The organism is Cohnella sp. GbtcB17, from assembly GCF_019091135.1.
Taxonomy (GTDB): Bacteria; Bacillota; Bacilli; order Paenibacillales; family Paenibacillaceae; genus Cohnella.
In genome coordinates this window covers 44,520-67,166 of the sequence record NZ_JAGXJW010000034.1, presented here as the reverse complement: position 1 = coordinate 67,166, position 22,647 = coordinate 44,520, and the positions used below count along the sequence as shown (strand labels likewise).

General features: G+C 61.8%; 14 protein-coding genes. 4 read left to right on the top strand and 10 right to left on the bottom strand.

Annotation, left to right across the window (positions count from 1 at the left end; genetic code table 11):
• Nucleotides 1-238 precede the first annotated feature (238 nt).
• The 10 genes from KVT38_RS19135 to KVT38_RS19090 all read right to left on the bottom strand — a co-directional run bounded on the left by KVT38_RS19135 (nucleotide 239) and on the right by KVT38_RS19090 (nucleotide 17,122).
• Nucleotides 239-1,606 carry a GH39 family glycosyl hydrolase gene (locus tag KVT38_RS19135; protein ID WP_217595345.1) on the bottom strand — a complete coding sequence of 456 codons (1,368 nt, stop codon included), beginning with the start codon at nucleotides 1,604-1,606 and terminating at the stop codon, nucleotides 239-241.
• Nucleotides 1,607-1,622: 16 nt separating this feature from the next.
• Nucleotides 1,623-4,733 (bottom strand): glycosyl hydrolase, encoded by a 3,111-nt coding sequence (locus tag KVT38_RS19130; protein ID WP_217595344.1) that lies wholly within the window; start codon nucleotides 4,731-4,733, stop codon nucleotides 1,623-1,625.
• A gap of 127 nt (nucleotides 4,734-4,860) precedes the next feature.
• The gene (locus KVT38_RS19125) at nucleotides 4,861-7,761 is read right to left on the bottom strand and encodes a DUF4082 domain-containing protein (protein ID WP_217595343.1); all 2,901 of its coding nucleotides are present in this window, start codon (nucleotides 7,759-7,761) and stop codon (nucleotides 4,861-4,863) included.
• Nucleotides 7,762-7,870: 109 nt separating this feature from the next.
• On the bottom strand, nucleotides 7,871-8,632 hold the full coding sequence (locus KVT38_RS19120) for an SDR family NAD(P)-dependent oxidoreductase (protein ID WP_217595342.1): 762 nt from the start codon (nucleotides 8,630-8,632) through the stop codon (nucleotides 7,871-7,873).
• Nucleotides 8,629-10,380 (bottom strand): dihydroxy-acid dehydratase, encoded by a 1,752-nt coding sequence (ilvD, locus tag KVT38_RS19115; protein ID WP_217595341.1) that lies wholly within the window; start codon nucleotides 10,378-10,380, stop codon nucleotides 8,629-8,631. The genes KVT38_RS19120 and ilvD overlap by 4 nt, the downstream gene beginning before the upstream one ends.
• A 67-nt stretch (nucleotides 10,381-10,447) precedes the next feature.
• The gene (locus KVT38_RS19110) at nucleotides 10,448-11,938 is read right to left on the bottom strand and encodes a M81 family metallopeptidase (RefSeq protein WP_217595340.1); all 1,491 of its coding nucleotides are present in this window, start codon (nucleotides 11,936-11,938) and stop codon (nucleotides 10,448-10,450) included.
• Nucleotides 11,939-11,986: 48 nt separating this feature from the next.
• Complete coding sequence (locus KVT38_RS19105) at nucleotides 11,987-13,981, bottom strand: glycoside hydrolase family protein (protein ID WP_217595339.1); 1,995 nt, start codon at nucleotides 13,979-13,981, stop codon at nucleotides 11,987-11,989.
• Between the two features lies 1 nt (nucleotide 13,982).
• Complete coding sequence (locus tag KVT38_RS19100; protein ID WP_217595338.1) at nucleotides 13,983-14,810, bottom strand: carbohydrate ABC transporter permease; 828 nt, start codon at nucleotides 14,808-14,810, stop codon at nucleotides 13,983-13,985.
• Nucleotides 14,810-15,694: a carbohydrate ABC transporter permease gene (locus tag KVT38_RS19095; RefSeq protein WP_217595337.1), complete on the bottom strand. Its 885-nt coding sequence runs from the start codon at nucleotides 15,692-15,694 to the stop codon at nucleotides 14,810-14,812. Before KVT38_RS19095 ends, KVT38_RS19100 begins: the two co-directional genes overlap by 1 nt.
• 87 nt (nucleotides 15,695-15,781) lie before the next feature.
• The gene (locus KVT38_RS19090) at nucleotides 15,782-17,122 is read right to left on the bottom strand and encodes an ABC transporter substrate-binding protein (RefSeq protein WP_217595336.1); all 1,341 of its coding nucleotides are present in this window, start codon (nucleotides 17,120-17,122) and stop codon (nucleotides 15,782-15,784) included.
• 210 nt (nucleotides 17,123-17,332) lie between these two features.
• On the opposite strand from KVT38_RS19090, the gene KVT38_RS19085 reads away from it, so the two are divergent.
• From KVT38_RS19085 to KVT38_RS19070, 4 genes are all read left to right on the top strand, one after another.
• A complete protein-coding gene (locus tag KVT38_RS19085; RefSeq protein WP_217595335.1) occupies nucleotides 17,333-19,078 on the top strand; it encodes a sensor histidine kinase in 1,746 nt (581 codons plus the stop codon).
• An 11-nt stretch (nucleotides 19,079-19,089) separates the two neighbouring features.
• Complete coding sequence (locus KVT38_RS19080) at nucleotides 19,090-20,640, top strand: response regulator (protein WP_217595334.1); 1,551 nt, start codon at nucleotides 19,090-19,092, stop codon at nucleotides 20,638-20,640.
• Nucleotides 20,641-20,704: 64 nt separating this feature from the next.
• Complete coding sequence (locus tag KVT38_RS19075; protein ID WP_217595333.1) at nucleotides 20,705-21,544, top strand: helix-turn-helix domain-containing protein; 840 nt, start codon at nucleotides 20,705-20,707, stop codon at nucleotides 21,542-21,544.
• A gap of 98 nt (nucleotides 21,545-21,642) precedes the next feature.
• A complete protein-coding gene (locus KVT38_RS19070; RefSeq protein WP_217595332.1) occupies nucleotides 21,643-22,641 on the top strand; it encodes a zinc-dependent alcohol dehydrogenase in 999 nt (332 codons plus the stop codon).
• Nucleotides 22,642-22,647 lie beyond the last annotated feature (6 nt).

Genomic DNA, 22,647 nt, shown 5'->3' with positions numbered 1-22,647 from the left:
TGTTACTGGCGGGCGGGGATGGCGGGGGTTGACAGTGCGTGCGTGAACGGGAGTGGGAACGGGAGTGGGAACGGACCGGAATGCAGCACAAACCAAGTCAAGAAGCCGGAAGCCGGACATTCAAGTTAAAAAACCTCCGTCTCCGCCGAAGCGGATTGGAGGTCCGTTGCCAAAAGATTCAAGCCATTGCCGACGAAAACGGACCGGCAGCCAGTGCCGGCCGCGCGCGCCGCCACGGCTAGCTTCTCCGCAGCTCCAGCAGCACGACGCTGTGCCGCTCCGCATACACGGCGAGCGTTCCGTCCCCTGCGACGTCAAGCGTATGCTCGGCCTGCAGCCGCAGATCGCTGTCGTTGTCCACCGTATACCGGCTGCAGACGTATGTCCCGCTCCCCGCCAAGGAGCTCAGATCCAGCCGATATTCCCGGCTCTCGGCCGCAAAATTGCTGATCAGCACCGCCGCCTCCCCGCCGTCTTCGTTCGCGGCCGCGCAAACGTACAGACCCGCCGTCCGCTCGACCTCCAGCCCGGCAGGCACCCGCCGGCCCAGCTCGACCAACCGAGAGAACGCCTTGAACGCGTAATACGTCTTCTGCGGAACGCCGTAGACGTCGAACAGGCCGCAGTACATCGCCGACGGCTGGCCATCGTAATAGTTGGCCACGTCGACGCGGCAATCCTGCAGAAGTGTCAGCGTCGCGGCGGCGAACGAAGCGCCCTCTACTCCCTTCTGCCGGTCGAAGGAATCGCGCCGGTAGTATTCGGCTCCGCGCGTGAAGAAGCCGCGGTCGAGACTGGGATCGATATTCATGTAATTCCATTCGTTGAAGTGGCTTTCCGCCTCGGAATAGCCGTACGCTTCCAGCCATTCCTCAACGAGCCTCGCGTTGGCTGCAACCTGCTCGGGATGGTCGGCATACGTGTGCCAGGAGAAAAAATCGAGCGGCAGGCTCCGTTCCCGGCAGTAGGCGAAAAAGCCCCGGGTAAAGTCGTGGTTGACCATCGTCGCCGCAAATCCGCCGACCTTCAGCTGCGGGTCGAAGCGTTTGATCGCCACGGAAGCTGCTTCGTACAATGCGTAGAACTGCTCGGGCGTACCGTCCCACATACAGCCGCGCGTCGGATTGTCGGGCTCGTTCCAAATTTCCCAGTAGCGAATGTCCCATTCGTAGCCGTCCGCCCAGCCTTGATTGTAATGCTTGATAATACCGATGCAGATGCGCGCCCATTTGTCATAGTCGGCGGGCGGCGCCGTATAATATTTGACCGCGGTATGCTCGATGCTGACGCCAAGCCGGTAGATCACTTGCGCTCCGGTGTCCAGTACGGACCGGATGTAATCGTCCGTCCGGCGGAAATCGTAGCTGGCGGGATCTTCAGGATCCCGGTCGAAGTCGGGAAAAATCGTGTTGATGTCCACCTCGCGCGGATGGGGCCAGTTCGTATCGTGCAGCCGGGCATGGGGAATTCGGGCTTCCTTGAAATAGTCGCTCACGTCGATGAGCGTCCCGTAGCAGACCGGGCCGTTGTTGACCCCGTGCAGCGCCTTGACGCGTCCCGCCCCCGCCTTGTTAAAATCGAATCGGATGTCCACCGCAACCACCATCGCTCGCTCCTCGCCGCTAAATCTGATATATGTTCGCTTTGCTCATCAATCCATAAGGAAGTACGGTGTACTGCGGCTCATCGCGTGTATGCTCCCGCGTGAAGAACGTCCAGTCCGTCCACGGATTGTGGCTGCCCCGCTGATGCAGGGGCCCCAGCAGGTTGCGGGCGCTTCCCGTCACTTCAATGTCGATGCGGTTCGTTCCCGCCCGCAAGTGCTCGGTCAAGTCGAGCTTGCCCGCAGCCTTCCACGGAATAAGCCCGGCCGACGTCCCGTTCACCCTCACTTCCACGGTCACTGCCCGGAAATCGTCCAGTTCGAGCACCCGGCGCCTGCCGGGCTCAATCGGCTCCAACATACACTCGAAGTGATAGACAATGCCGCCGCAATAGTGATAGTAGCCTTGATGGCACCAGTCGCCGACATGAAGCAGCTCCGGCTCGGCCGCGATGCTGCGGCTGGCGTCCACGGCAAAATCGCCGATCAGATAACAATCCTCCAGCTCGAACGTCTGCCTGTACGCGCAGCTGATCAGCAGCTCGTTGCTTCCGGGTCGCACAACGGGCAGCTTGACCTTGACGAACGATTTGTCGAGATACCAGCCGTTCGGCTCGCCGGCCGCCGCTTCCCCGTTCAGACGAATGTCGAACGATTCCGCCTGCTCGAGGACGAGGAAAACGTCCGTTGCCGGAACTTCGTCGACCTGGAAAACGAATGCCAGCTCGACCGCCGCGCCGTCCCTTGGATGCGGCTCGCCGATCCAGCGGTAGCGCTGGGGAATGCCGTTGTAGTGGACGGGCCGCATGCCGAGCGTCTCCCTGATCGCGCGCTGCGCCTCCCAGACGAGCATCGGCTCCGACCATGCGCCCCCGTCGAGCCTATAGCGGCAGCGGTCCAGCACGAGCGCATTGGGAGACGTCCGCGTGAACCGGCAGGCCGGGCCGAGCGTCGCTTCCGCCACCCTGTTGCGTTCATGAACGGGCACGTAGGAGAAATCGTTCTCGGCTTCCAGGGGCGGCTCGTTCGTCCGGATGACGAACATCCGCGAGCCCGCCGGGCCGAAATCGGCCGTAAAGCGCATGCCGCCCCCGCTGCCGCTCTTGCCCGACAAGGACACGCCCCGCACGGCGATGCCACCCTCGAGCAGGTCCCATTCCTCCAGCTTGCCCGGGCGTTCAAACGCGATCTCGACCTCGTGGCCGCTGTTGCGGTCGTTGTTGACGATAAACACGCCGTATCCGTCCTCCAGCTCCGTCATCAAATAGAGAAACGACGAAGCCTCGCTGCCGGCGCGGTCGCAAATGCTGACCCGGCGCGGCAGAGCCGCTTCCAACGCGCGCACCGTGTCCCGGGGCCTCCCGACCGTCACCGCGTTCGGATGGCTCAGCAGCGCCGCCAATTCGCCGGAGCGCTCTCCTTCGATCATCGTCGGGACCGGCTCGACGACGATCACCCGCCCGCCGCCTTCCAGGAAGGCAAGCAGCAGCTCGGCCGTGCTTCGCCAGATGGAGGCGACGCCGGGCAGCACGACGACCTTGTAGGAAGCCAGGCCGACCGCGAGCGCCCCTCCCGCCGCCGAAGCGGTCTCCGACATTATCGTCTCGTCGCCGAAGTCGAAGTCGTAATGCGACCCCAGCAGCGCACGGACGACGCCGTCGCATTGCCGCTCCAGCCGGTTGGCCGCCAGCAGGCTCGGATCGTCCCAGCCGAGATAGCGGTAAGGATCGCAGCCTACCAGCGTCCATACCGTCGAGGAGGGATGCAGCACGAGCACGTCGCGAACGGCCGGCCCCTGTGTCGTCACGGCGGCGATTCTCGCAAAATAGTCCTCTACCGCATGATTGTATTTCCACCAGGGCGTATTGTAGCCGAAAGCCGGCGGGAAATCGCGCTTCCGGCACCCCTTGAGCGAATAAAGCGCGAGATGCTGGCAGCGGGCGTTCACGCCCATGACGTACTGCCAGTCGCCGACCCACTTCTGCCCTTCGAACGTGAATTCCCAGCCGGCGCATCCGTACATCTCGGACAGCACCCGCCGCTTCCCGTACTGATTGGCGACGCTCGTACACTGCTTGACGGTCCAGTACTCCTCCGTCCGCTCCTCCAATATATCGATGCCGGGCACCTGCTGGTACCGGTACTGGGGCATGACCGCCCCGTTCAGCCGCGTGCCGATGCCCAGGTTATGTTCGACGAGATAATGGCCGGTCAAGGCGATGCCATGCGCCTCGCACCATGCGCCCAGCTGCCGCGAATAAGCGTCCCCGAACCGCTCCGTGATCGTTCGCCAGTAGTCGTGGCGAATTTTCGGCGCGCGCTCCCCTTGAAAAAACAGCAGCGGAATCTCGTCCAGCAGGTCGTAGCCCCGACGCTCGCGGAAAAAAGCGGCGAACCCGTCCGTCCACGGCAGCCACGCCCTGTCCGTGCCGTGCGGCGAGCGGAAATCGGCGATATTGGGCTCGTCCGTGAAAATGCCCGGCACGGCTTGCCCGAACTCGTCGCCGACCGTAAGCCGGTAAGGCTCGTACGTCGATTCGATAAAGGCGGCGACTGAATCCGGATTGAGATTGTCGGCCGGCGCTTCGTCGTTGAACCATTCGTCCGGTTCGGATATCTCCATGCGAAAGACGAGCAACAGCTCGCCTTCGCCGAGCGCGACCGTCCGGTCGTCGGCCGCAATCCGCTCGCAGCGCAGCAGCTCCGTGCCGTCCGCCTTCGCCAAAAAGACGGCGATGGCGCTCTTGTCGGCAACGGCGCCTGCATCCGCCTTGCCGATTGCCTCCAGCGTGACGGCCTTCGCCCGGTACGCGTCGCCCTTTGCGGCGACCGTACCTCCGGCGCCGCCAGACGGGAACCGGTCTTCGTCGTACAGCCAGGCCTGAAGACCGAGCCGCTTCGCTTCCTGCACGCACGCTTCGATGCAGGCGAGCCATTCCTCGCCCATATATGCCGTCTCCAGCCCTTCGCGGGAATGCATGAAGAAGCCGCCCATGCCCTGCGCCTTCATTTCCCCGATCTGGCGGACCAGCTCATCGATCTCCAGCTTGTCGTTCCAGGACCAGAAGGGAGCCGAACGAAGCGACGGGGAAGGGGCTATGAATTCTTCACGCATGTCGTCGATTTTCATTGTTTTCACATCCTCGGCATTCCCTTATCCGGCAGCCCGGACAAGGGATGGAGTCTCCCGTTCGGCAGGACCGAACGGAGAGACTCCTTCAAATTTTTGAGCACAAAAATGAGAGTGGTCCGCCTCGTCAGTCGGCGACGAACACGATATCGCGGAACAGATTGCTGTTGAGGTACGTGCTCGTCGGCATCGTGCCGAGCGCGGTCGTGCCGACGCCGCTCGCCGCGTAGGTGACGAGGCTGCCGTTGTTGATCGGGCTGTCGAAGCCGTGCTGCGTATCGGCGTACAGCTTGTCCGTGCCGGTGGAGACAGCCACGATATAATCCGTGTTGGCCGAGATCGCTTGCGGCGTCGGAAGCGTGAATTCCTTCCAGCCCGCCGCTCCCGTCGGCACGCTCCAGCTGTAGGCCGTCGGCAGGATCATCGTGCCGGTGGCGACGTTCCAGATGCGAACCATATGGGTGCCTGTCTCCACGCCGTTGGTATAGATGCGCACCTTCGTGATTTTGCCCGCCACGCTCGTCTTGAACTTGGTGCCGAGCTCGTATTGCGCGTCGTAGAAGTAATTATCCGGCGTTTGCGTCGTGAAGATCGTCTGCGACGGCGTCGGAACGAAGACGATATCGCGGAAAAAGCTGCTGTTCAGGTAGGTGATGCTAGGCATTGTGCCGAGCGTCGTGCTGCCCACCCCGCTGGCCGCGTAGGTGATCAGATTGCCGTTGTTGATCGGACTGTCGAAGCCGTGCTGCGTGTCGGCGTAATACAGATCCGTGCTGTTCGTGACCGACACGATGTAGTCGGTATCGGCCGAGATGGCAAGCGGCACGGGAAGCGTGAATTCCTTCCAACCGGCGGTGCCGCCCGGAATGTCCCAATCGTACGCCTTCGGCAGCAGCATGGCGCCCGTCGTCGCGTTCCAGATGCGCACCGTGTGAATGCCGCTCTCCGTATCCTTCGTATAAATGCGCACCTTTGTGATCGTGCCGGACACGTTCGCCTTGAATTTTGTGCCCAGGTCGTAGCGCGCGTCGGAGAAGAAGTTGCTTGGCACCTGCGTCGTATAAATCGACTGGCCCGGCTCCTGCACTTCCTCGATCACCGGATTCCATTCCGTCTTGTCGCCCGTGGCGCTCGATTTGGCGCTTGCGATAAAGGAGATTTTGTCGCCCGACTTGACCATCAGGGTGACGTCGTGGCTAAGACCGGTGGCGTCGTTGTAAGCGAGCGTGCCGGACCAGAGCGGCGTCGCGTCGTTGTTTTTGACGATTTTGACGTCCACGCCGTCGCCGCCGGAGACGTCCGCCTTTTTGGCCGTGCCGGTAATGCGGATTTTCTTGATGCCGTCGGACGTCCAGACGCGGTGAGCCGCTTGCCCGACGTCGGGCAGGAGCCAGTTGTCGCCGATCTGCATGCCCCCCGTGGACGACTTCCAATAGCCTTGTCCGTACTGCCAGTTCGCGTTGGGCGCGTAATCGTACGGGATGCCGTAGCTCTGCGTCGTGCCGGCATCGTCATAATCGTTCGGCGCAGGCGCCTCCTGCCAGACCGCGTTCGTCGAGCCGTTCACCAGATAGCTCCAGCCGGCCGCTCCCTGCGTCTTGTAAAATCCGGTGGCGGCATAATGGATGATATTGCCCCCTGGCAGCTTGACGATGTTGTTCGCGTACACATGGTCCCGCGGCATCGATTCCGTGAGTCTCGGCGTCCGCTCGAAAATATGGTTCAGTGCTTGCGAGGCCGACGCTTTCACGATCGTATTGCCCGAAATCGTGCCGCCGTTGCCGAGATTCCAGCCGTGCACCATAAAGGCGGCGTGCGGCTGGTTCGGGTCGATCTTGAGCCCGTTGTTGACGATGTAGTTACCGATAATGCTCGTGTTGGCGTTCTCGATCGGCATGCCGGTCACTTCGTTGCGGCCCCAGAACCCGTTGCGCGTCAGCATGAAGGCGTCGCCGTCGTTGTCGTGAATGTAGCTGTTCTGCACGGTAACGTCGGTATTCAACCCCTCGAAGTCGACGCCGACGCCGTCCGGCCCGTCCGGCGCCTTCGTCGAGCCGATCTCCACGTTGTCGACGGTGAAGTGATGGACGGCGTTGAATTGCAGGCCCGCCGATCCCCAGGCGAAACCGTACAGGTAGCCGGACCGCAAAATTCGGCTGTTCGTAAAGCTGCCGACGAACGGACCTGCGCCGTCGTAGTTGACGTGGCCGAACTGGACCCCCTCCCGATAGGAATCCTTGGCGGTGATGGAATCGATCGTAATGTTGTCGGCCCAGCCGACGTCAAGCGGCGCGTCGGTGTTGTTGATGGTCGTGTTTTTGATCGTGATGTTCTGCAGGTGACCGTACAAACCGCTGTCGAGATGCCTGCCGTGCGCATAGATGCCGATGGAATAGGCCGCGTACTGCAACTCTGCGGCGCGGTTGTCCGCGGACGGATACGGATGGATCGGCCATTTCGCGATGTTGTGCACGTAGCAGTCCTCGATCCACAGGCCGTCCTTGTTGTCGGTGTTGTCGTTCGTGTAGACGATGCCCATTTTCGTATAGGCGACCTCGATGCCGACGATTTTCCAGCCGGCGTTGTTCTGCAGGCGAATGCCGTACATGATGCCGTTATTCGCGACATTCGTCGGGTCGGCCGCCGGTATGGCCGCTTCCGACGTATACGGCGTGATGCGGGGCCGCGCGCCGGTGCCGTACGAGGAAAGGGTGATCCAGTTGCTCGAGGTGCCGCTGCCCTTCAGGAACAGCGTCTCGCCCGTCCACGTATCGCCTTTTTTCAGCAAAATGGTATCTCCGGCGTTAAATGTCACCGAAGACACCTTCGTCAAGGTCGCCCAGGGAGCGGAGGCGCTCGTCCCGGGCCCGCTGTCGCTGCGGCCGGGGTCGGAGGAGCTGACATAATAGGTCTGTGCGTGGGCTTCTCCTGCTGCGGCGAAGCCCGCGATCAGGAAGATCGACGCGAAAGCGAAGGCATAAATCCATTTTCTCGGAACGGATAGAAGAAAGGCCGATTGAACCTTCATCATCATAACCTCTTTTCCTTATCGAATGTGGATGCCGTTGATTCGCTTGCCGTAGTTCCCCGGCTTCGCGCCGGACGTGCGGGCGGGCGCGCCGGCCTGGCGCTCCGCTTCAGTGCATGATCCAGCCGCCGTCGACGTTCAGCGTCTGCCCGGTAACGAAGTCGCTGTCGGGGGAAGCGAGAAAGACGAACGCCCCCTCCAGGTCGGCCGGCGTCTCGCGCCGGGCGAAGCTTTGCCATTCCGCGAGCTTGCGCTCGGCCTCCTTCAGCGCTTCGGCACCGACCTTCGCCAGCTCCGTCTCCGTCAGCACGGCGCCGGGCGTCAGACAATTGACCGTAATGCCGTCGCCCGCCACCTCCCGGGCCAACGCGCGGGTGAAGCCGACGACCGCTCCCTTTGAAGCGACGTAATGGACGAAGTTCGCCTGTCCGGTGAAGAAGGTGACGGACGAGACGTTGACGATCTTGCCGTAGCGCTGCGCCTGCATGTAAGGATGTACCGCCTTGGCGCACAGAAACTGGGAGCGGACGTTGACGCCCATCACATGATCCCAGTCGTCCGCCGTAATCTCGGTCCACCGCTTGCGGGGATCGATGCCGGCGTTGTTCACGAGAATGTGGACCGTGCCGCAGCGGTCCGCGACCTCGCGCACCATTCGGCGAACCTCGTCCTCCCTGGACACGTCGGCTTGAACGAAAAACGCTTCGCCGCCGCTTGCGTTAATCTCGTCGACGACCGCGTCGGCCAGCTCCGGACGGGCGCGGTCGACGATTGCGACGACGGCTCCCTCCGCGGCGTAGCGTCTGGCGACGGCTGCGCCGATCGATTGGGCCGCGCCGGTGACGATGGCCGTTTTGCCGCTCAACCTCATCTGGGCGTACCTCCTTCGGAAGACGATCCGCCCTCCAGCGCGGGCCGCGCCAGCGCCGTATATTGGCGCAGGACGCCCTTATGGGCGAAGGCCGGCGGCTGCCATTGCGCCAGTCTGTCCCGCATCACCTCCTTCATGATGTCGGCTCCGCGCTCGATTCCGTCCTCGCCCACCACGTCGATGCGCCGGTTCGGGATATCGATGAGAATCAGATCGCCGCTCTTCACTGCGGCGATGGGGCCGCCGTCCAGCGCCTCCGGGCCCAGATAGCCGACGCACGGTCCGCGCGTCGCACCGGAGAACCGCCCGTCGGTCACGAGCGACGTCGTGCGCGACAGGACGGGATCGGATGCGATCAGCTCGGAGATGAAGAACATCTCCGGCATGCCGACCGCCTTCGGCCCCTGGTAGCGGATGATAATCACGTCTCCGGGCCGGATCGTCTTGGCCACCAGAGCGTCCACCGCATCCCGCTCGTTGTCGAACACGACGGCCGGACCTTGATGCCGCTGCATGTCCGCGGCGACGGCGAACTTCTTGATCGTCGCGCCCGCCGGAGCGAGGTTGCCCTTCAGTACGGCGAGAGAGCCTTCGCTCTTGAGCGGCTTTTTCAGCGGATAGATGACGTCCCGGCGGTTCAGCTTGTAGTTGGCCAGGAACATCTCCGCGTAGCGGGGCATCTCGCTCTTGCGGAACTCGTCCAGGTTCTCCCCGACGGTGCGGCCGGTCACGGTCAGCGCGTCCGTATGGAGCAATTCCCTGATTTCCTCCATGACAAAAGGGACGCCGCCCGCGTACCAGAACAGCTCCGTCGGATAATGGCCGGCGGTTTTCGTATCGACCAGGACGGGCACCCGGCCGTGGATCTCGTCGAACCGGTCCGCAGACAGCTCGATGCCCGTCTCCCGGGCAATCGCGATCAGATGCATGACCGCGTTCAGCGAGCCGCCGATGGCGGAATGCACCATGATGGCGTTCTCGAACGACTGGCGGGTCAATATGTCCGAAGGCTTGATGCCGGCGCGGGCGAGCCGCATCACCTGCTGGCCCGCCTCGCGGGCGGACCGGCGAATCTCGGCGTTCGTCGCCGGAATAAGCGCCGACCAGGGCAGCGCCAGGCCCAGCGCTTCGGCCATCGCCTGCATCGTCGCCGCCGTCCCCATGTACTGGCAGGCGCCGCAGGTCGGACAGCAGGCGCGCTGGAAGGCGAGGAATTCCTCCTTCGTCATTTTGCCGCTCTCCGTCTCGACGCTCATATGCCACAGCTCTTCGTTGGAACGCATGCAGGGCCCCGCGCCCATCGCTCCCCCCGGAATATGGATCGCCGGTATATCGAGCCGGGCGATCGCCATCAGATGCGCCGGCACCGCCTTGTCGCCGGCCGACGACAGCACCATCGCGTCGAACGGCGTCGCCATGGCGTGGATCTCCACCATCGAAGCGATCATATCCCGCGACGGCAGCGAATAGTGCATGCCGTTGTGGGCCTGCGCCACGCCGTCGCATATATCCGTCGTCGTATATACGGCCGGCTTGCCTCCGAGCTGGTAGACGCCCTTCTCCGCCTCGGCGACGAGCTCGCCGAGGTGATAGGAGCTCGGGTGGCTAGAGCCCATCGTGCTCTCCACAAGCACCTGGATTTTATCCAGATCCTCGACGCTCCAGTCCATCGACATGCGCAGCGCGTCGCCCTCGTAGCTGATCTTGCGCACTTTCTGGCTGGCGTATTGCGTCTCTTCGTTCGTCATCTCGCCCATCCTCCATTCGTCCGGCGCGGCGCTTGCGCTGTGCGCGCCGCCGCTCGTTCGCTTTTGTTCATCGTGATTGCCTCCAGTCGAAATGGTCGTCGAACGGGTACATCGGCCGGTCGATATTGACGAAGTTCAGCGACTTGATATTGGCCGTGCTCGCCCCCGGCGTATCCAGAATGTAGATGCGGGAGGACAGCTTCTCGTATTCGGAGCGGAACTGGTTGGCCGACTTCACCAGCACGATGTCCGCCTCCGCCGGCTCCAGGCCGACGCTGCGGTACATGGCGGGATCGCCGGTGAAGACGGCGTTCTCCATCACGAGCAGCGACAGACCGCCGATCGCCAGCACGGCGCAGCGTCCCATATCCGCCTCCAAATTTTTGATGAAGCCGCCGCCGAAGCGGAACTTGCCGCTGCCGACGGCCGCGACCTCGGCTTCGATCTCCAGCGGCTGCCCCACCTCGGTCGATATTGAGTGGCCGACGGCCAGCCTGACCCGGCTGCCGCTCCCCGCCGCCGACGCCTTGCGCGCCGCCTCGGCGTCGACGATGGACAGCAGCGCCGTCCGGCGATGCTGCACGTTCAGCCGCAGCAGCTCGCGCAGCACGTAGTTGCTGTCGCCCGGCGAGCCCGCTCCGGGGCTGTCCGCCGAATCGGAGAGGATGAACGGCCTCCCGGAGTCCCCGCCGTCCAGCAGACCGACGACCGCCTCCACCGTATGCAGCTCCACGTCGAACGCCGCCCTGCGCGCCCACATCATCGCCGCCAGCCGGTCCGCCTCGGCTTCCGCCCGGGCCCGGTCGGCTCCGACCACAACGACAGAGCAGCCCATCTCCTTCACGTCCAGCCAGGGCTGCACCGCGAACAGCGACGTGGCGATCGAAGCGCCCGCCTTCTCCCCGTCTTCCGCCTCCAGCCATAATTCCCGCATGGGCCCCCGGTACGTCTGCTGGTTTTCCGCAGGCACGATCATCGGCACTTTGCGGAAGGCGACTGCCGGGCGGCGGGAATCCCCAATCATATCGAACAGCAGGCAGGCTGCCCGGTGGCCCGTTTCCATATAGTCCACATGAGGGAACGTCCGGTAGCCGACGATTCCGTCCGCAAGAGCGGCGATCCGCCGGGTCACGTTCGCATGCGAATCCAGCGTGACGACGATCGGTATGTCGGGTCCGACGATCGCGCGGACATCCTCCAGCACCTCACCTGCCGCGTCGTCTTCGTCGTCGGCGCACCAGGCGCCGTGCAGCGCCAGCAGCACGCCGTCCGCCTGACGCAGCCGCCCGATACGGCTCAGCAGCATCCGCTTCAGCTCGTCGAACGGCGTCCGACCGATTCTTCCGGCGGAGACCGCGCCCGCATATAGCGTCGGCAACAGCTCCACTCCCCGTTCCTTGGCCGCCAGATAGAAGCCGCTCAGCTCGTTGCGCGCCGTCCCTTCGCTCGCCAGCTCCTCGTCCACCGCCATATAATAGCGCCGGAAATCGTCCACGGTGACGGACGCCATACTGAACGTGTTGCTCTCCTGCACCAATCCGCCGACAATGACTCTCATGCCCGCAGCAGCTCCCTTCTTTTATGTGCTCCGTCGATCTGCCCTCGTCTACGTATGCTCCTCCGCGCCCGATCCGGCCGCGACGAAGTCGAACGAATCGCATACCATCGCCCCGCCGCCGGCGAGCTCGACGGTGACGGCGCGATAGCCGCAAGCGAGCTCGCCGCTGTCGAAGACGACGCGGGAAGGCCCTGCGATTCCTGCAGCCAGGTCGATCGTCGCGAGCAGCGTTCCGTCCAGGTATACGCGGATTCGCCCGAGCGAGCGGTCCGACGGACTCCACAGCCTGAACCGTCCGCCGTTATAATTCCATTTGACCCGGCTGCCCGCGCGGTCGGTCCGATACCCGAAGCCGAAGCGCAGCCGCTCGTCTGTCACCAGCGTCCAGCCCTCCGGCTCTACGGCGCTGCCGTCTCTGGCGGGCGCATGACCCGCGCCGATCATCCCTTCCGTCGCCAGACATGCCACCGTCAAGGGGGAGCCCGCGCGGTCGAGCGCAAAGCGGTCGACCCGCATCGCGCTTCCCGCCCCCGCGAGCAGCCCGACCGCGCCGCGGCGTATCGCGATGCGCCCGGACCAGACGTTAGCGCCGTTTATCGTCAGGCTCGTGCCATCGGCCGCATAACGGAGCCGAATCTCGTCCGGCGCCGCCTCCGCAGCTGTAGTACCGGCCGCCGCCTCCACCGTTGCCGGAGTGTTCCCCCTCGCCGGCGGATAGACGCCCGCGGCCAGCGGCGCGACGCCTCCCGAATCGTCGTGGTCGGTCAGGCTCCAGCGACCGTCCGACCATTGTAGCCGCAGCATGTCGCGGTACATCAGCGGATGCAGCGCGGCTCCCGCCGTCGTGATGTCGGGGCCGACCGGCGCCCGGCACGCCCAGCAGACGCTTTTTTCCCCGGCGGAGCCAACCCTCGCCTCAAGCGCGAATTCGCCGAATTCAGCCGTCAGGAAGCTGAAGGCGTCGCCGTTCGGCGCGGACAGCCGGAATGTCTCGCCTCGATCGATGTCCGCCCAGACGCATTCGGCGAAGTTGATCGTCCCGACATCCTCCTCCGGCGCCGTCTTGGCGGGGTAGATAACCCGGAAGCGCCCGTCCGCCTCCGGCAGACCGGCCAGCGTCTGGCCCCATATGCCCTGCTTCTCGTGCGCCAGATCCTCCGCATGCCATAGCGAGCCGTACTTCATCAGCTGCCAGGCTTCGGGCAGATGGGCCCGCTCCCGCTCCGCCCGGTACAGCGCCTGAAAGCCGCGGTTCAGCGCCAGCGAAGTGAACGGCGCGTATACATACCGCTCGTCCTCAAAGGCGGGGAAAAACTCCGCAATCGGCGGGTGGAATACTTGACTTTGAGGATGCAAGAGCAGTACCGGCGCCGAGTACGGCCCTTCCGGCCGTTCCGCCGTCATCGCCGCGAGCGCCCACGTGCCGCCCCAGTTCTGCGGCGTGCTGGCCATCGCCACGATCAGCCAATCCCGCTCCCGCCGGATGAGCGACGAGGCGTACAATCGCTTGTATCGGCCGAGCAGCAGCGGCTGGTCCGATTCCCGGTGAACCGGCGCCGCCGCGATGGCGAACGGACCTTCGGGCGTTGAGGCGACGGCGTAGCCGATGCCGCCGTCGACATTGCCGGGCGACGCCCAGCCGAACACGGCGTGGTAGCGTCCGGCGTCCCAGACGACGCACAGGTCGGCCGCGCCGCCGCGCCGGCCGTCCCGCGAGTCGTAGCCGTCCGGCGTCCCCTCCAGCACGGTGCCGACCGGCTGCCAGGATGCGCCGTCGTCCGCCGAGCGCATGGCGACGACATGCAGGCTGTCGCCGGACGTCTCCGGCGGCCAGTAGCCTTTGTAATAAAGCGATATATACACATAAAGCAGGCCGGACACGGGGTCCCGGAACAGCGTCCCGTTCACCGGCCACTCGAACGGAGCCGTTCCCTTGTAGACCGGGTTCGCCGGGGACCGCACGAACGTGTCGAAGGACGGATCGCCGATGACGGGATGCCTGTACCAGTCGTTCTTGCGAATATGGCGCGCATAATCGATCATGCTACGCCTTCACCGAGCCGGCCGTCAGGCCGGACACCATGTACCGCTGGCCAAAGACGAAGAAGATCAGGCTCGGCAGCGTGGCGATCAGAATGTCCGCGAACAGCAGGTCCCACTGCTGCTTGTATTTGCCGAAGAAAATGAAGACGGTCATCGGCAGGGGCCACTTGTCTCCTCCCGAAAAGTACAGGTACGTCGAGACATCGTTCCAGACGCCGATGAAGTTAAGGACGACGACCGTCACGGACACCGGAGCCAGCAGCGGCAAAATGATCGAGAAAAACATCTGGTAAGGCTTGCTGCCGTCTATAATAGCCGCCTCGTCGATTTCTCTCGGAATGGTTTTCAGAAAACCGATATACAGAAAGACGCTCAGGGGCAGGGCATAGGTCGTAAAAATGGCGATCAGACCGAGATACGTATTGTTGAGATCGAGAATGAGCATGGCGAAATAGGTCGGGATGATCGCGGTCGGAATAATGATGCCGGACAAAAAGTAGACGCTGGCGAACCGGGCGAACCGCGTTCCTTTTCTCGCGATGTAATAGGCGGCCGCGGCCGATAACAGCCCGCCGATGAGCACGACCGTGATGCCGATGAACAGCCCGTTGTAGATGCCGGACAGCGCGTTGGACTTCTCGAACACCTTCGCATAATTGTCGAAATGCAGCTGCTTCGGCCAGTTGTAGCCGAGCCGGTTGGCGTGGATCGTATCCTTCAGCGAGTTGACGACGACGATCCAGACGGGCAGCAGATAGACCGCCACGACGCCCAGCATGATCAGCTCCGCGATAAGCTTCCACAGTTTTGCGAGTCTCGAAATCTGCATTAGTATTCAACCTCCAGCTTGCGGAACAAACCAAGCGTGATGAAGCTGACGAGGCTGATGACGACCGTGAACAGCAGTCCGGCCGCAGCGGAATAGCCGTACAAGCCCGTCGAGAACGATTTGAAGATGAAGGTGCCGTACACCTGCGTCGCGTCGTTGGGTCCCCCGTTCGTCAGCCCGAATACCTGGCCGAACACTTTGGCGCCGCCGATCAGGCACAGAATGAAATTGATGGTGATGGCGGGCATCGTCAAGGGCAGCGTGATGTTGAAAAACCTTCGAAAGCTGCCCGCCCCGTCGACGGTTGCAGCCTCGTAATATTCTTGCGGCACCGATTGCAGCCCCGTCAGGAAAATGACGACCGTAATGCCGATGCTGGCCCAGACGTCCATGGCGCAGATCGACAGCATGGCAAAGCGCAGATCCGTTAGCCACTCCTGGGCGAGGAAGCCGAGACCGACGCTGCGCAGAAAGACGTTGATCGGCCCGAACTCCGGCTGGTACAGCGCGCTGAACACGAAGGCGATGACCAGCGGGTTGAATACGATCGGCGAGAAAATAATCGTCCGGTACAGATGCTTGAGCTTGATCTGATTGTTGAGAATGATGGCCAGCAGGAAGCCGACGACGATCTTGACGCTGGTGGTCAGTATGGTGAAGATCAGCGTATTTTTGATCGAAATGGAGAAGATCGACGACTGGAACAGATCGACGAAGTTGGTCCAGCCGTTAAAGGCCGGCTTCAGCGGGTAGTAAGAGGACCAGTCGGTGAACGCCATCGCGAACCCGGACAGGTTGGGGATGATGAAAAAGAGGCTGAACAAGAGAAACGCCGGCAGGACGAACAATATCGTATACTGCTTCGATACGCCTTTTGAAAGCATGGCCTTACCGCCTTCCGTAATCGGCGAAGGCGCGCGCCGTTCGCGCGCGCCCGCGCAATCGCAAATTTTGTAGAGGCGCTCCGGCCGTTACCAGCCCGGCGTCTTGATCGTGCGGTTCAACTGGGCGTAATCCTTGTACCAGTCGTCGAACGCCTTGTCGATCGGCTTGTCGGCGAAGATGTCGCGGAACGGCTTGCCGCTGTCCGAGAAATTGAAGGTCGGGAAATGCTGGCGGAACACGTCCAGCGTGATCGGAATCTGGTTTGCGGTCGTCAGCTGCTGCATTTCCTGCTGGAACGGATTTTGATCGGTCGCATAGCCTTCGTACGGGCTCGCGCCCTGGTCGGGAGCGACCATGATCTTGAAGTTGTCCGGCTCCATGAGGAAGTTGATCAGCTCTTTGGCCTCTTCCTTATGCTTGCTGTTGCTCGGCACGCCGAAGGCGCGGCCCGACAGGTTGACGACGCCGCTGATATAATCGTCGCCGAGCGTGATCGGCATCATGCCGAGATCCTTGACCTTCTCGGGATCGGTCTTGGCGAGATCGGCGTACAGCCAGTCGCCCAGCACCATCATGCCGTATTTGCCGTCCAGCAGCCCCTGGTAGCCGTCGGGAATCTGCACGGTCATATGATTGTCGTTAATATACGGCTTGAGCGCCAGCATCCGGTTGGCGAATTCAACCAGTTCCTTGACGTCGTTCGGCTTCTCCTCGTTTTTGACGATCTTCTCCACATCTTCGTCGGGGAACGTATAGACACCGCCGACGGCTTGAAGCATCTGGTACGTCCAGCCTTCCTTGCCGGGAATGAACAGCGGCGTGGCGCCGGTCTGCTTGATTTTCTCCAGGCCCGCCGTCAGTTCCGCGTAATTCATCATCGGCACCTTGACGCCGGCTTTCTCGAATACCTTTTTGTTGTAAATGGCGCCGAAATAGCCGAGCGGCGTGGCGTACGCTTCGTACACCTGACCGTCCTTGGCGGCGAACTGCTTGACGCTGTCGATCATCTTGTCCGCCCACGGACCGGAAAGCGGTTCCAGGAAGGTAAAAGGAATGTAGCCGTCGCCCACGTTGGCCTGGAACAGATCGGGGGCGTCGTCCGTCGACATCTTGGTCTTCAGGATGTTGATGAATTGATCGTCCGGGTAGACGTCGAGTCTGACCTTGTTGCCCGTCGCCTTCTCGTAGGCGGCCAGCGCGTTCTTCAGGCCGACCGATTCGCCCCAGCTGTTGAAGGTGGAGAGCACCAGCTCGACCGGCTTCTTGGCAGACGCAGGGCTGGCTGACGCGCCGGCATTGGATGCCTGCGAACCGGTGTCGCCGGCATTTTCATCCGCTTTATTGCCGTTTCCGCAGGCCGCCAGGATGCCCATCAGGATGACGAACGCCAAAATGGCCGCCGTCGATTTAAGTCTGGAATGTCGCATGCTTCGAACGCCTCCGATATTCGTAATGTGTGCCGCCAGCTCGTTGCCCCCTTATGATAGCAAACGGCAAAAGCCATCCGATATGGAAGATCGTTCGGACGGTCTGGATTTTTGGACAGACATCCGGAGAGCGGATTCGTTTGTGCTATACTGTGGGCAAGGCGGTGATCGGCATTGAGATTGAGGAATTCTCTGCAGGCAAAAGTCTTCTTGGTCTATTCCTTGGTATTCGTTGCGATTACGATTATGGCAAGCGTTCCCGCCTATCTCTATCTGAAAAAAGGCATCGAGAAAAACGCGCTGAACAATATCGACCAGACGATGGCGACGATCAGCGGCAAGCTGGATACGAGCTGGGGCGAGTTCAACAGCATCAGCAAGCAGGCTTATCTCAGCACCGGAATCAACGGACGGACGGTCATTCAATATTTGGAGCTGCTGGCCGCCGACGGCGAATCGTACGATACGTACGAATCGGGCAAGGCGGTGGACGATTTTCTCGGCCTCATCTCGGCGATCTACAACGATATTCACCGGATCAGCATCGTCACCGCCCAGAACGCGGTTTATCTCCGCCCTTCCGTTCGCCAGCTGGCCAACCGGCCGCCGGACGATCCCGCCGAGCTTGACGCTGTGCGCCGATCGAGCGGCGAGACGCTGCTCCGTTACCGGGACAAGGACTATGCCGCCAATCCCGACGACGTGCCCGTCTTCGTGTTCAGCCGCCTGCTCAATCCGAAGCAAAACAAAATCGGCGTTATCGAGATGCAGATTGAAGTCGCCAAGCTCATCCCGCTGGAACAGCTCGCGGCGATGCCGGGTTCCCGGCTGCTCGTAACGGCGGGCGACCGCGTCATCTACACGCTAGCGGACAACCGGAACGGCGAGGCAACGGACGGCGAGGTATCGGAAGGCGGGGCCGCCGCCGCTGTGGGCGCCGCAGGGCAAAATGAATACGCCTTCAGACAGACGGCGCCGAAGTCCGGCCTGTCGGTCGTACTGACGGTGCCGCGCACGGTCGTATTCGCGGAGCTCGACCTGTTCCGCAATGTGGCGGTCGCCACGGTCGTCGTCCTTATCCTCTTTTCGGTCGCCGTCTTTTATTACTTGTCCCGCGTGCTCACCCAGCCGCTGGTGAAGCTGAAGAACGCGATCGATTCGATCGACCTGCAGGACGCGCAGCCGAAAATCGACAACAAATTCAGAATGAACGAAATCCAGAAAATCAACTTTTCGTTTCGCAACATGAACGACCGGCTGCAGCATTCGCTGGAAAAAATCGTCCGCTTCCGCACGCTTCAGCTGCAATCCCAGTTCGACACCCTGCAGGCGCAGATCAATCCGCATTTCCTGTTCAATATGCTGGGCATCATTCAAGCCTCGGCCGAGAGCGGCCAGCTCGAGCAGGTCAACATGCTGAGCCGCAATTTGTCTGAATTTATGCGATATTCCATCTCGATGGATTCCCCGACTACGACGCTAGACAAGGAAGCCGCCTTCACCGCGCAATATCTGGAACTGATGAAGACGCGCTACATGCACCTGCTGGAATACGAATTCGATCTCGATCCCGACATGCTGTTTATTTTCGTTCCGAAGCTCATCCTTCAGCCGCTTGTGGAAAATGCCATCAAGCACGGGTTCGGCGGCAACGCCCGCCCGCTGCGCATCTCGGTTGTCGGCCGGCTGGAGGGCGAATGGTGGGAGCTCCGAGTGCTCGACAACGGCGCCGGCTTCACGGACGACGGACTGGCTGCCGTCAACGGCAAGATCGAGTCGTCGCTGGCGAGGCTGGACGCGGACTTCGAGCAGATCCGCCTCGACCTGGGCGGCATGGGCATGGTCAGCACGATCGTGCGGATGAAGCTGCAGTTCCGGCATCAGTTCCGGTATGCGATCGGCAATCGGCCGGGCGGCGGGGCGGAAATTATGCTGCGCGGCACATTTAACGGATAGGGTGATGGAGCATGAACATCATGATCGTGGACGACGAGCCGTTCTTCATCGAACAATTCAAACGCAGAATCGAGGAGCTGGGCAAGGAGCTGCGGGTGGCGCTTAACGTCACGGCGGAATGTTACGACGGACGAGAAGCGCTGCGGCGCATCGCCGAGCGGAAGCCGGACGTCGTCTTCACCGACATTCAGATGACGGCGCTGAGCGGCATCGATCTGGCCCGGGCGATCCGCGAATTCGATGCGGAGCTGCCCGTCGTCGTCGTCAGCGCCTATCCTTCGTTCGATTATGTGCGGGAGGCGATCCGCTTCAATGTCGTCGACTATTTGCTGAAGCCGGTCGATCTGCATTCGCTGCGCAGCCTGATCGAGAAGCTGCTGCTGCGCACGCGCAACAAGTCGTATCGGGTGCAGCGGGCAGCCCTGCTCGCGCTGCTCGGATCGCCTCATGCTTCTGAGGACGCAGACGCCGCCGTCCGCCCGTTGTTCGCCTTTCCGCTGTACCGCGCTTTTCTGGTGCAAAATATGGCCATCATTCAGGAGCATCCCGTGCTGGTGCCGGACGACGACGAGGAGGAGGAACGGCTGCGGGCGTTGCTGGCGGCGGAGCTGAGCGAGGACGATCGGTTATGGAGCATTCCGCTCGACGACGGCCGCTCCCAGCTGCTCGTGGCCGGCATGCGCGAAGACGAACGGACGAAGCTGGACCGTTTTCGCCGAGCCGTCTCCTTGCATTTCTCGAGAAACGGAGTCGCGCCTTCGGTAGGCTGCAGCGAACCGGTCGGCGATATCCGCCGATTGGGACAGCTCGTGCCAGCGCTGCGCAGCGTGCTGACCGAACGGACCGTCATCGGCAAGCCACAATGGCTCGACGCCTCCGCGCCGGAGCGTCCGCTCGCACCGCAGTTCACCAAGGTCGAAAAGAAGCAGCTCGAACGGCTGCTCGTTCGCGGCGACCATGCCGGAATCGCCAATCTGATCCGCCATACGGTGCAGCTGTGGGAGGCTGACGGCAGTCCGATGATCATCGTGCGGCTTCAGATCAAGGAGATCGTCGGCATTCTCGAAAACGACGAGCGCGAGACGAAAGGGTTCAAGCTGCGGAATTGGGACGCCCGGATCGAGGAGCTGCTGCAGATGGCCCGGTCGTTCGGGGAGCTGGCGGACGGCCTGATCGCCATGCTGGCCCGCAGCTTCGAATGGGAACTCGACGAGTTGAACAGCGGGGATCTGGTTCGCTTATTTGCCAAGATCGAGCTGTACATCGCCGCCCATATCGGGCAGCCGCTGTCGCTGACGCAGCTGATGAACAAGTTCCACATTTCCAAAACGCTGCTCTGCGGCTTGTTCCGGGAAAACAGCGGCAAGTCGTTCGTGGAATACGTCACCGCCATGCGCATGCGCAAAGCCCAGGAGCTGATGGTCCATTTCCCGTCCATGCGCAACAAGGAAATCGCCGAAATGGTCGGCTATGCCGACCAAAACTATTTCAGCCGCGTATTTGCGGCCACGGCGGGCATGAGCCCGAGCGAATACCGGGCCCGTCATGCCGAGTCCGGCTGATACCGCCAGGGTCAACTCAATAAGGCGAGCTAGACCACATTCCAGTACCGAGCGAGGTTCCACGATGAAGGATCATCCGCTTCTTTCCCTGCTTGCAGCTGCCGAATTGAAGGTGCTGACGTTCGACAATCACCGTCTGCGCGCGATCAACTACCGCAACCGCGTCATTCACGATTTTTATATGATGACTTATGTCCGCAGCGGATCGGCCAAGCTCCGGGTCGGGGACCGCGTGTACGACATCGCTCCGGGCACCGTCATCTTTATTCCCCCGCTGCTTGAACACGATCAGTACAAAGACAACGACGAGGAAACCGAGTTCCTCTGGTGGCATTTTACGTACCGGATTCAGAACACGGTCGACGTACTTCCGTTTTTAAGAATTCCGTTCATCTATCCGCTGCGCGATCATCGCCGGTTCGAGGACGCGTTCGACGAGCTGATCCGATGCCGGAACCCGGAGGACGGACATCTGCCCAAGGTGATCCTGCAAAAGGCGAAGGCGCTCGAGCTGTTGTACGTGCTGCTGGACAACGCCGTCGGCCAAGCGAACGACGCGAATCCGGAGCTGCCGCCTGCGGGCTTTCTGTCCCTGCTGCTCAAGCTTGCGGCTCGGCCGGAAGCTCACTTTACGCTCGCCGATCTGGCCAAGGACATGCATATGAACCCGACTTACGTCAGCAATCAGTTCAAGAAAATATTTGGCAAGTCCCCTATTCTGCTCCACCGGGAGCTGAAGATTGCCAAAGCCAAAGCCCTGCTTGAAACGGGCGATCGCACCGTCGCCGACATCGGCGCCGATCTGGGCTTTGAGGATGCGCAGAGCTTTACCCGGCTGTTCAAAAAATACGCGGGCATCTCGCCGATCCAGTACAGGCGCTTGTTTGAAATCAGACCTGTATAAGTGTTAACTAATCCTAAAATAAGGCGCTGGGATAAGCAGGCCGTTCCCTCTACAATGGGTTTGATGAAAGCGGGTCAGCCCGGTTGAGGAGGTTGTAAATGGAATCTTGGAACGTCGTTTTCCCTCAGGCGCAGCAGGTCGAGATACGCAAAGAACCGCTCGACCCGGCGCTTGGGCGAACGGAAATTTTGTGCCGGTCGACGGCATCGCTCATCAGCACTGGCACGGAGCTGCAATGCTTAAGAGGCGTCTTCGACGCGGGAACCAATTGGTCGGATTGGGTGCAGTACCCGTTTCGGCCCGGCTATATGACGACAGCCGAGGTACTGGAGGTCGGCCCGGACGTGACGGACATCCGCGCGGGAGACCGCGTCAATGCGGGGCATCCGCATGCGCAGTACTTCAAGATCGAAGCTAGCGACGTCTATGTCCTGCCGCAGGCAATCAGCGACGAACAGGGACTCTGGCTGAGCTTGGCCAAAACGACGCAGCTCGGCGTCCGGCGCGCGGAGCTGAAGCTGGGCGAGACGGTCGGCATCATAGGGCTCGGGCTTCTGGGCCATTTGGCCGCCCAGTACGCTTATTTGTCAGGCGCCCGCGAAATCTACGCCATCGATCCGGCCGAGAGCCGGCTTGACCTGCTGCCGAAAAAGCCGGGCATTATCCCGCTGCCCATGAACGCAGAAGCGGCAAGAGAAGCGATCCGCGCGGCGACGGGAGGCAAAATGCTCGACGTCGTATTCGACGTCACCGGTCATCCTTCCGTCCTTGCCCAGGCTACCTTGCTCGTCAAGCCCTTCGGCCGCGTCGTACTGCTCGGCGATACCTCGGTGCCCTCGCAGCAAACGCTCGGACCGAACGTCGTATCGGATTGTATCTCGATCCTTGGCATTCATGCCGTCAAAGATTACAGGGATTGGAACCATCCCGCCATGTCCGGACTGTTTCTTCAATACTTGCTCCAGGGTCGCATGGATATCGGTTCGCTCATTACGCACCGTTATTCGCCGATGGATGCGCCGGAAGCGTACGGCCTGCTCGCGAATAACCGCAGCTCGGCCATGGGCGTGCTGCTCGATTGGACGCTTATAAATTAAACGGGG

Excerpts from the sequence above, each read along its gene's own strand:
- KVT38_RS19135 (WP_217595345.1), bottom strand. The coding sequence starts at position 1,606 with ATGGTGGTTGCGGTGGACATCCGATTCGATTTTAACAAGGCGGGGGCG.
- KVT38_RS19130 (WP_217595344.1), bottom strand. The coding sequence starts at position 4,733 with ATGAAAATCGACGACATGCGTGAAGAATTCATAGCCCCTTCCCCGTCG.
- KVT38_RS19125 (WP_217595343.1), bottom strand. The coding sequence starts at position 7,761 with ATGAAGGTTCAATCGGCCTTTCTTCTATCCGTTCCGAGAAAATGGATT.
- KVT38_RS19120 (WP_217595342.1), bottom strand. The coding sequence starts at position 8,632 with ATGAGGTTGAGCGGCAAAACGGCCATCGTCACCGGCGCGGCCCAATCG.
- ilvD (WP_217595341.1), bottom strand. The coding sequence starts at position 10,380 with ATGACGAACGAAGAGACGCAATACGCCAGCCAGAAAGTGCGCAAGATC.
- KVT38_RS19110 (WP_217595340.1), bottom strand. The coding sequence starts at position 11,938 with ATGAGAGTCATTGTCGGCGGATTGGTGCAGGAGAGCAACACGTTCAGT.
- KVT38_RS19105 (WP_217595339.1), bottom strand. The coding sequence starts at position 13,981 with ATGATCGATTATGCGCGCCATATTCGCAAGAACGACTGGTACAGGCAT.
- KVT38_RS19100 (WP_217595338.1), bottom strand. The coding sequence starts at position 14,810 with ATGCAGATTTCGAGACTCGCAAAACTGTGGAAGCTTATCGCGGAGCTG.
- KVT38_RS19095 (WP_217595337.1), bottom strand. The coding sequence starts at position 15,694 with ATGCTTTCAAAAGGCGTATCGAAGCAGTATACGATATTGTTCGTCCTG.
- KVT38_RS19090 (WP_217595336.1), bottom strand. The coding sequence starts at position 17,122 with ATGCGACATTCCAGACTTAAATCGACGGCGGCCATTTTGGCGTTCGTC.
- KVT38_RS19080 (WP_217595334.1), top strand. The coding sequence starts at position 19,090 with ATGAACATCATGATCGTGGACGACGAGCCGTTCTTCATCGAACAATTC.
- KVT38_RS19075 (WP_217595333.1), top strand. The coding sequence starts at position 20,705 with ATGAAGGATCATCCGCTTCTTTCCCTGCTTGCAGCTGCCGAATTGAAG.
- KVT38_RS19070 (WP_217595332.1), top strand. The coding sequence starts at position 21,643 with ATGGAATCTTGGAACGTCGTTTTCCCTCAGGCGCAGCAGGTCGAGATA.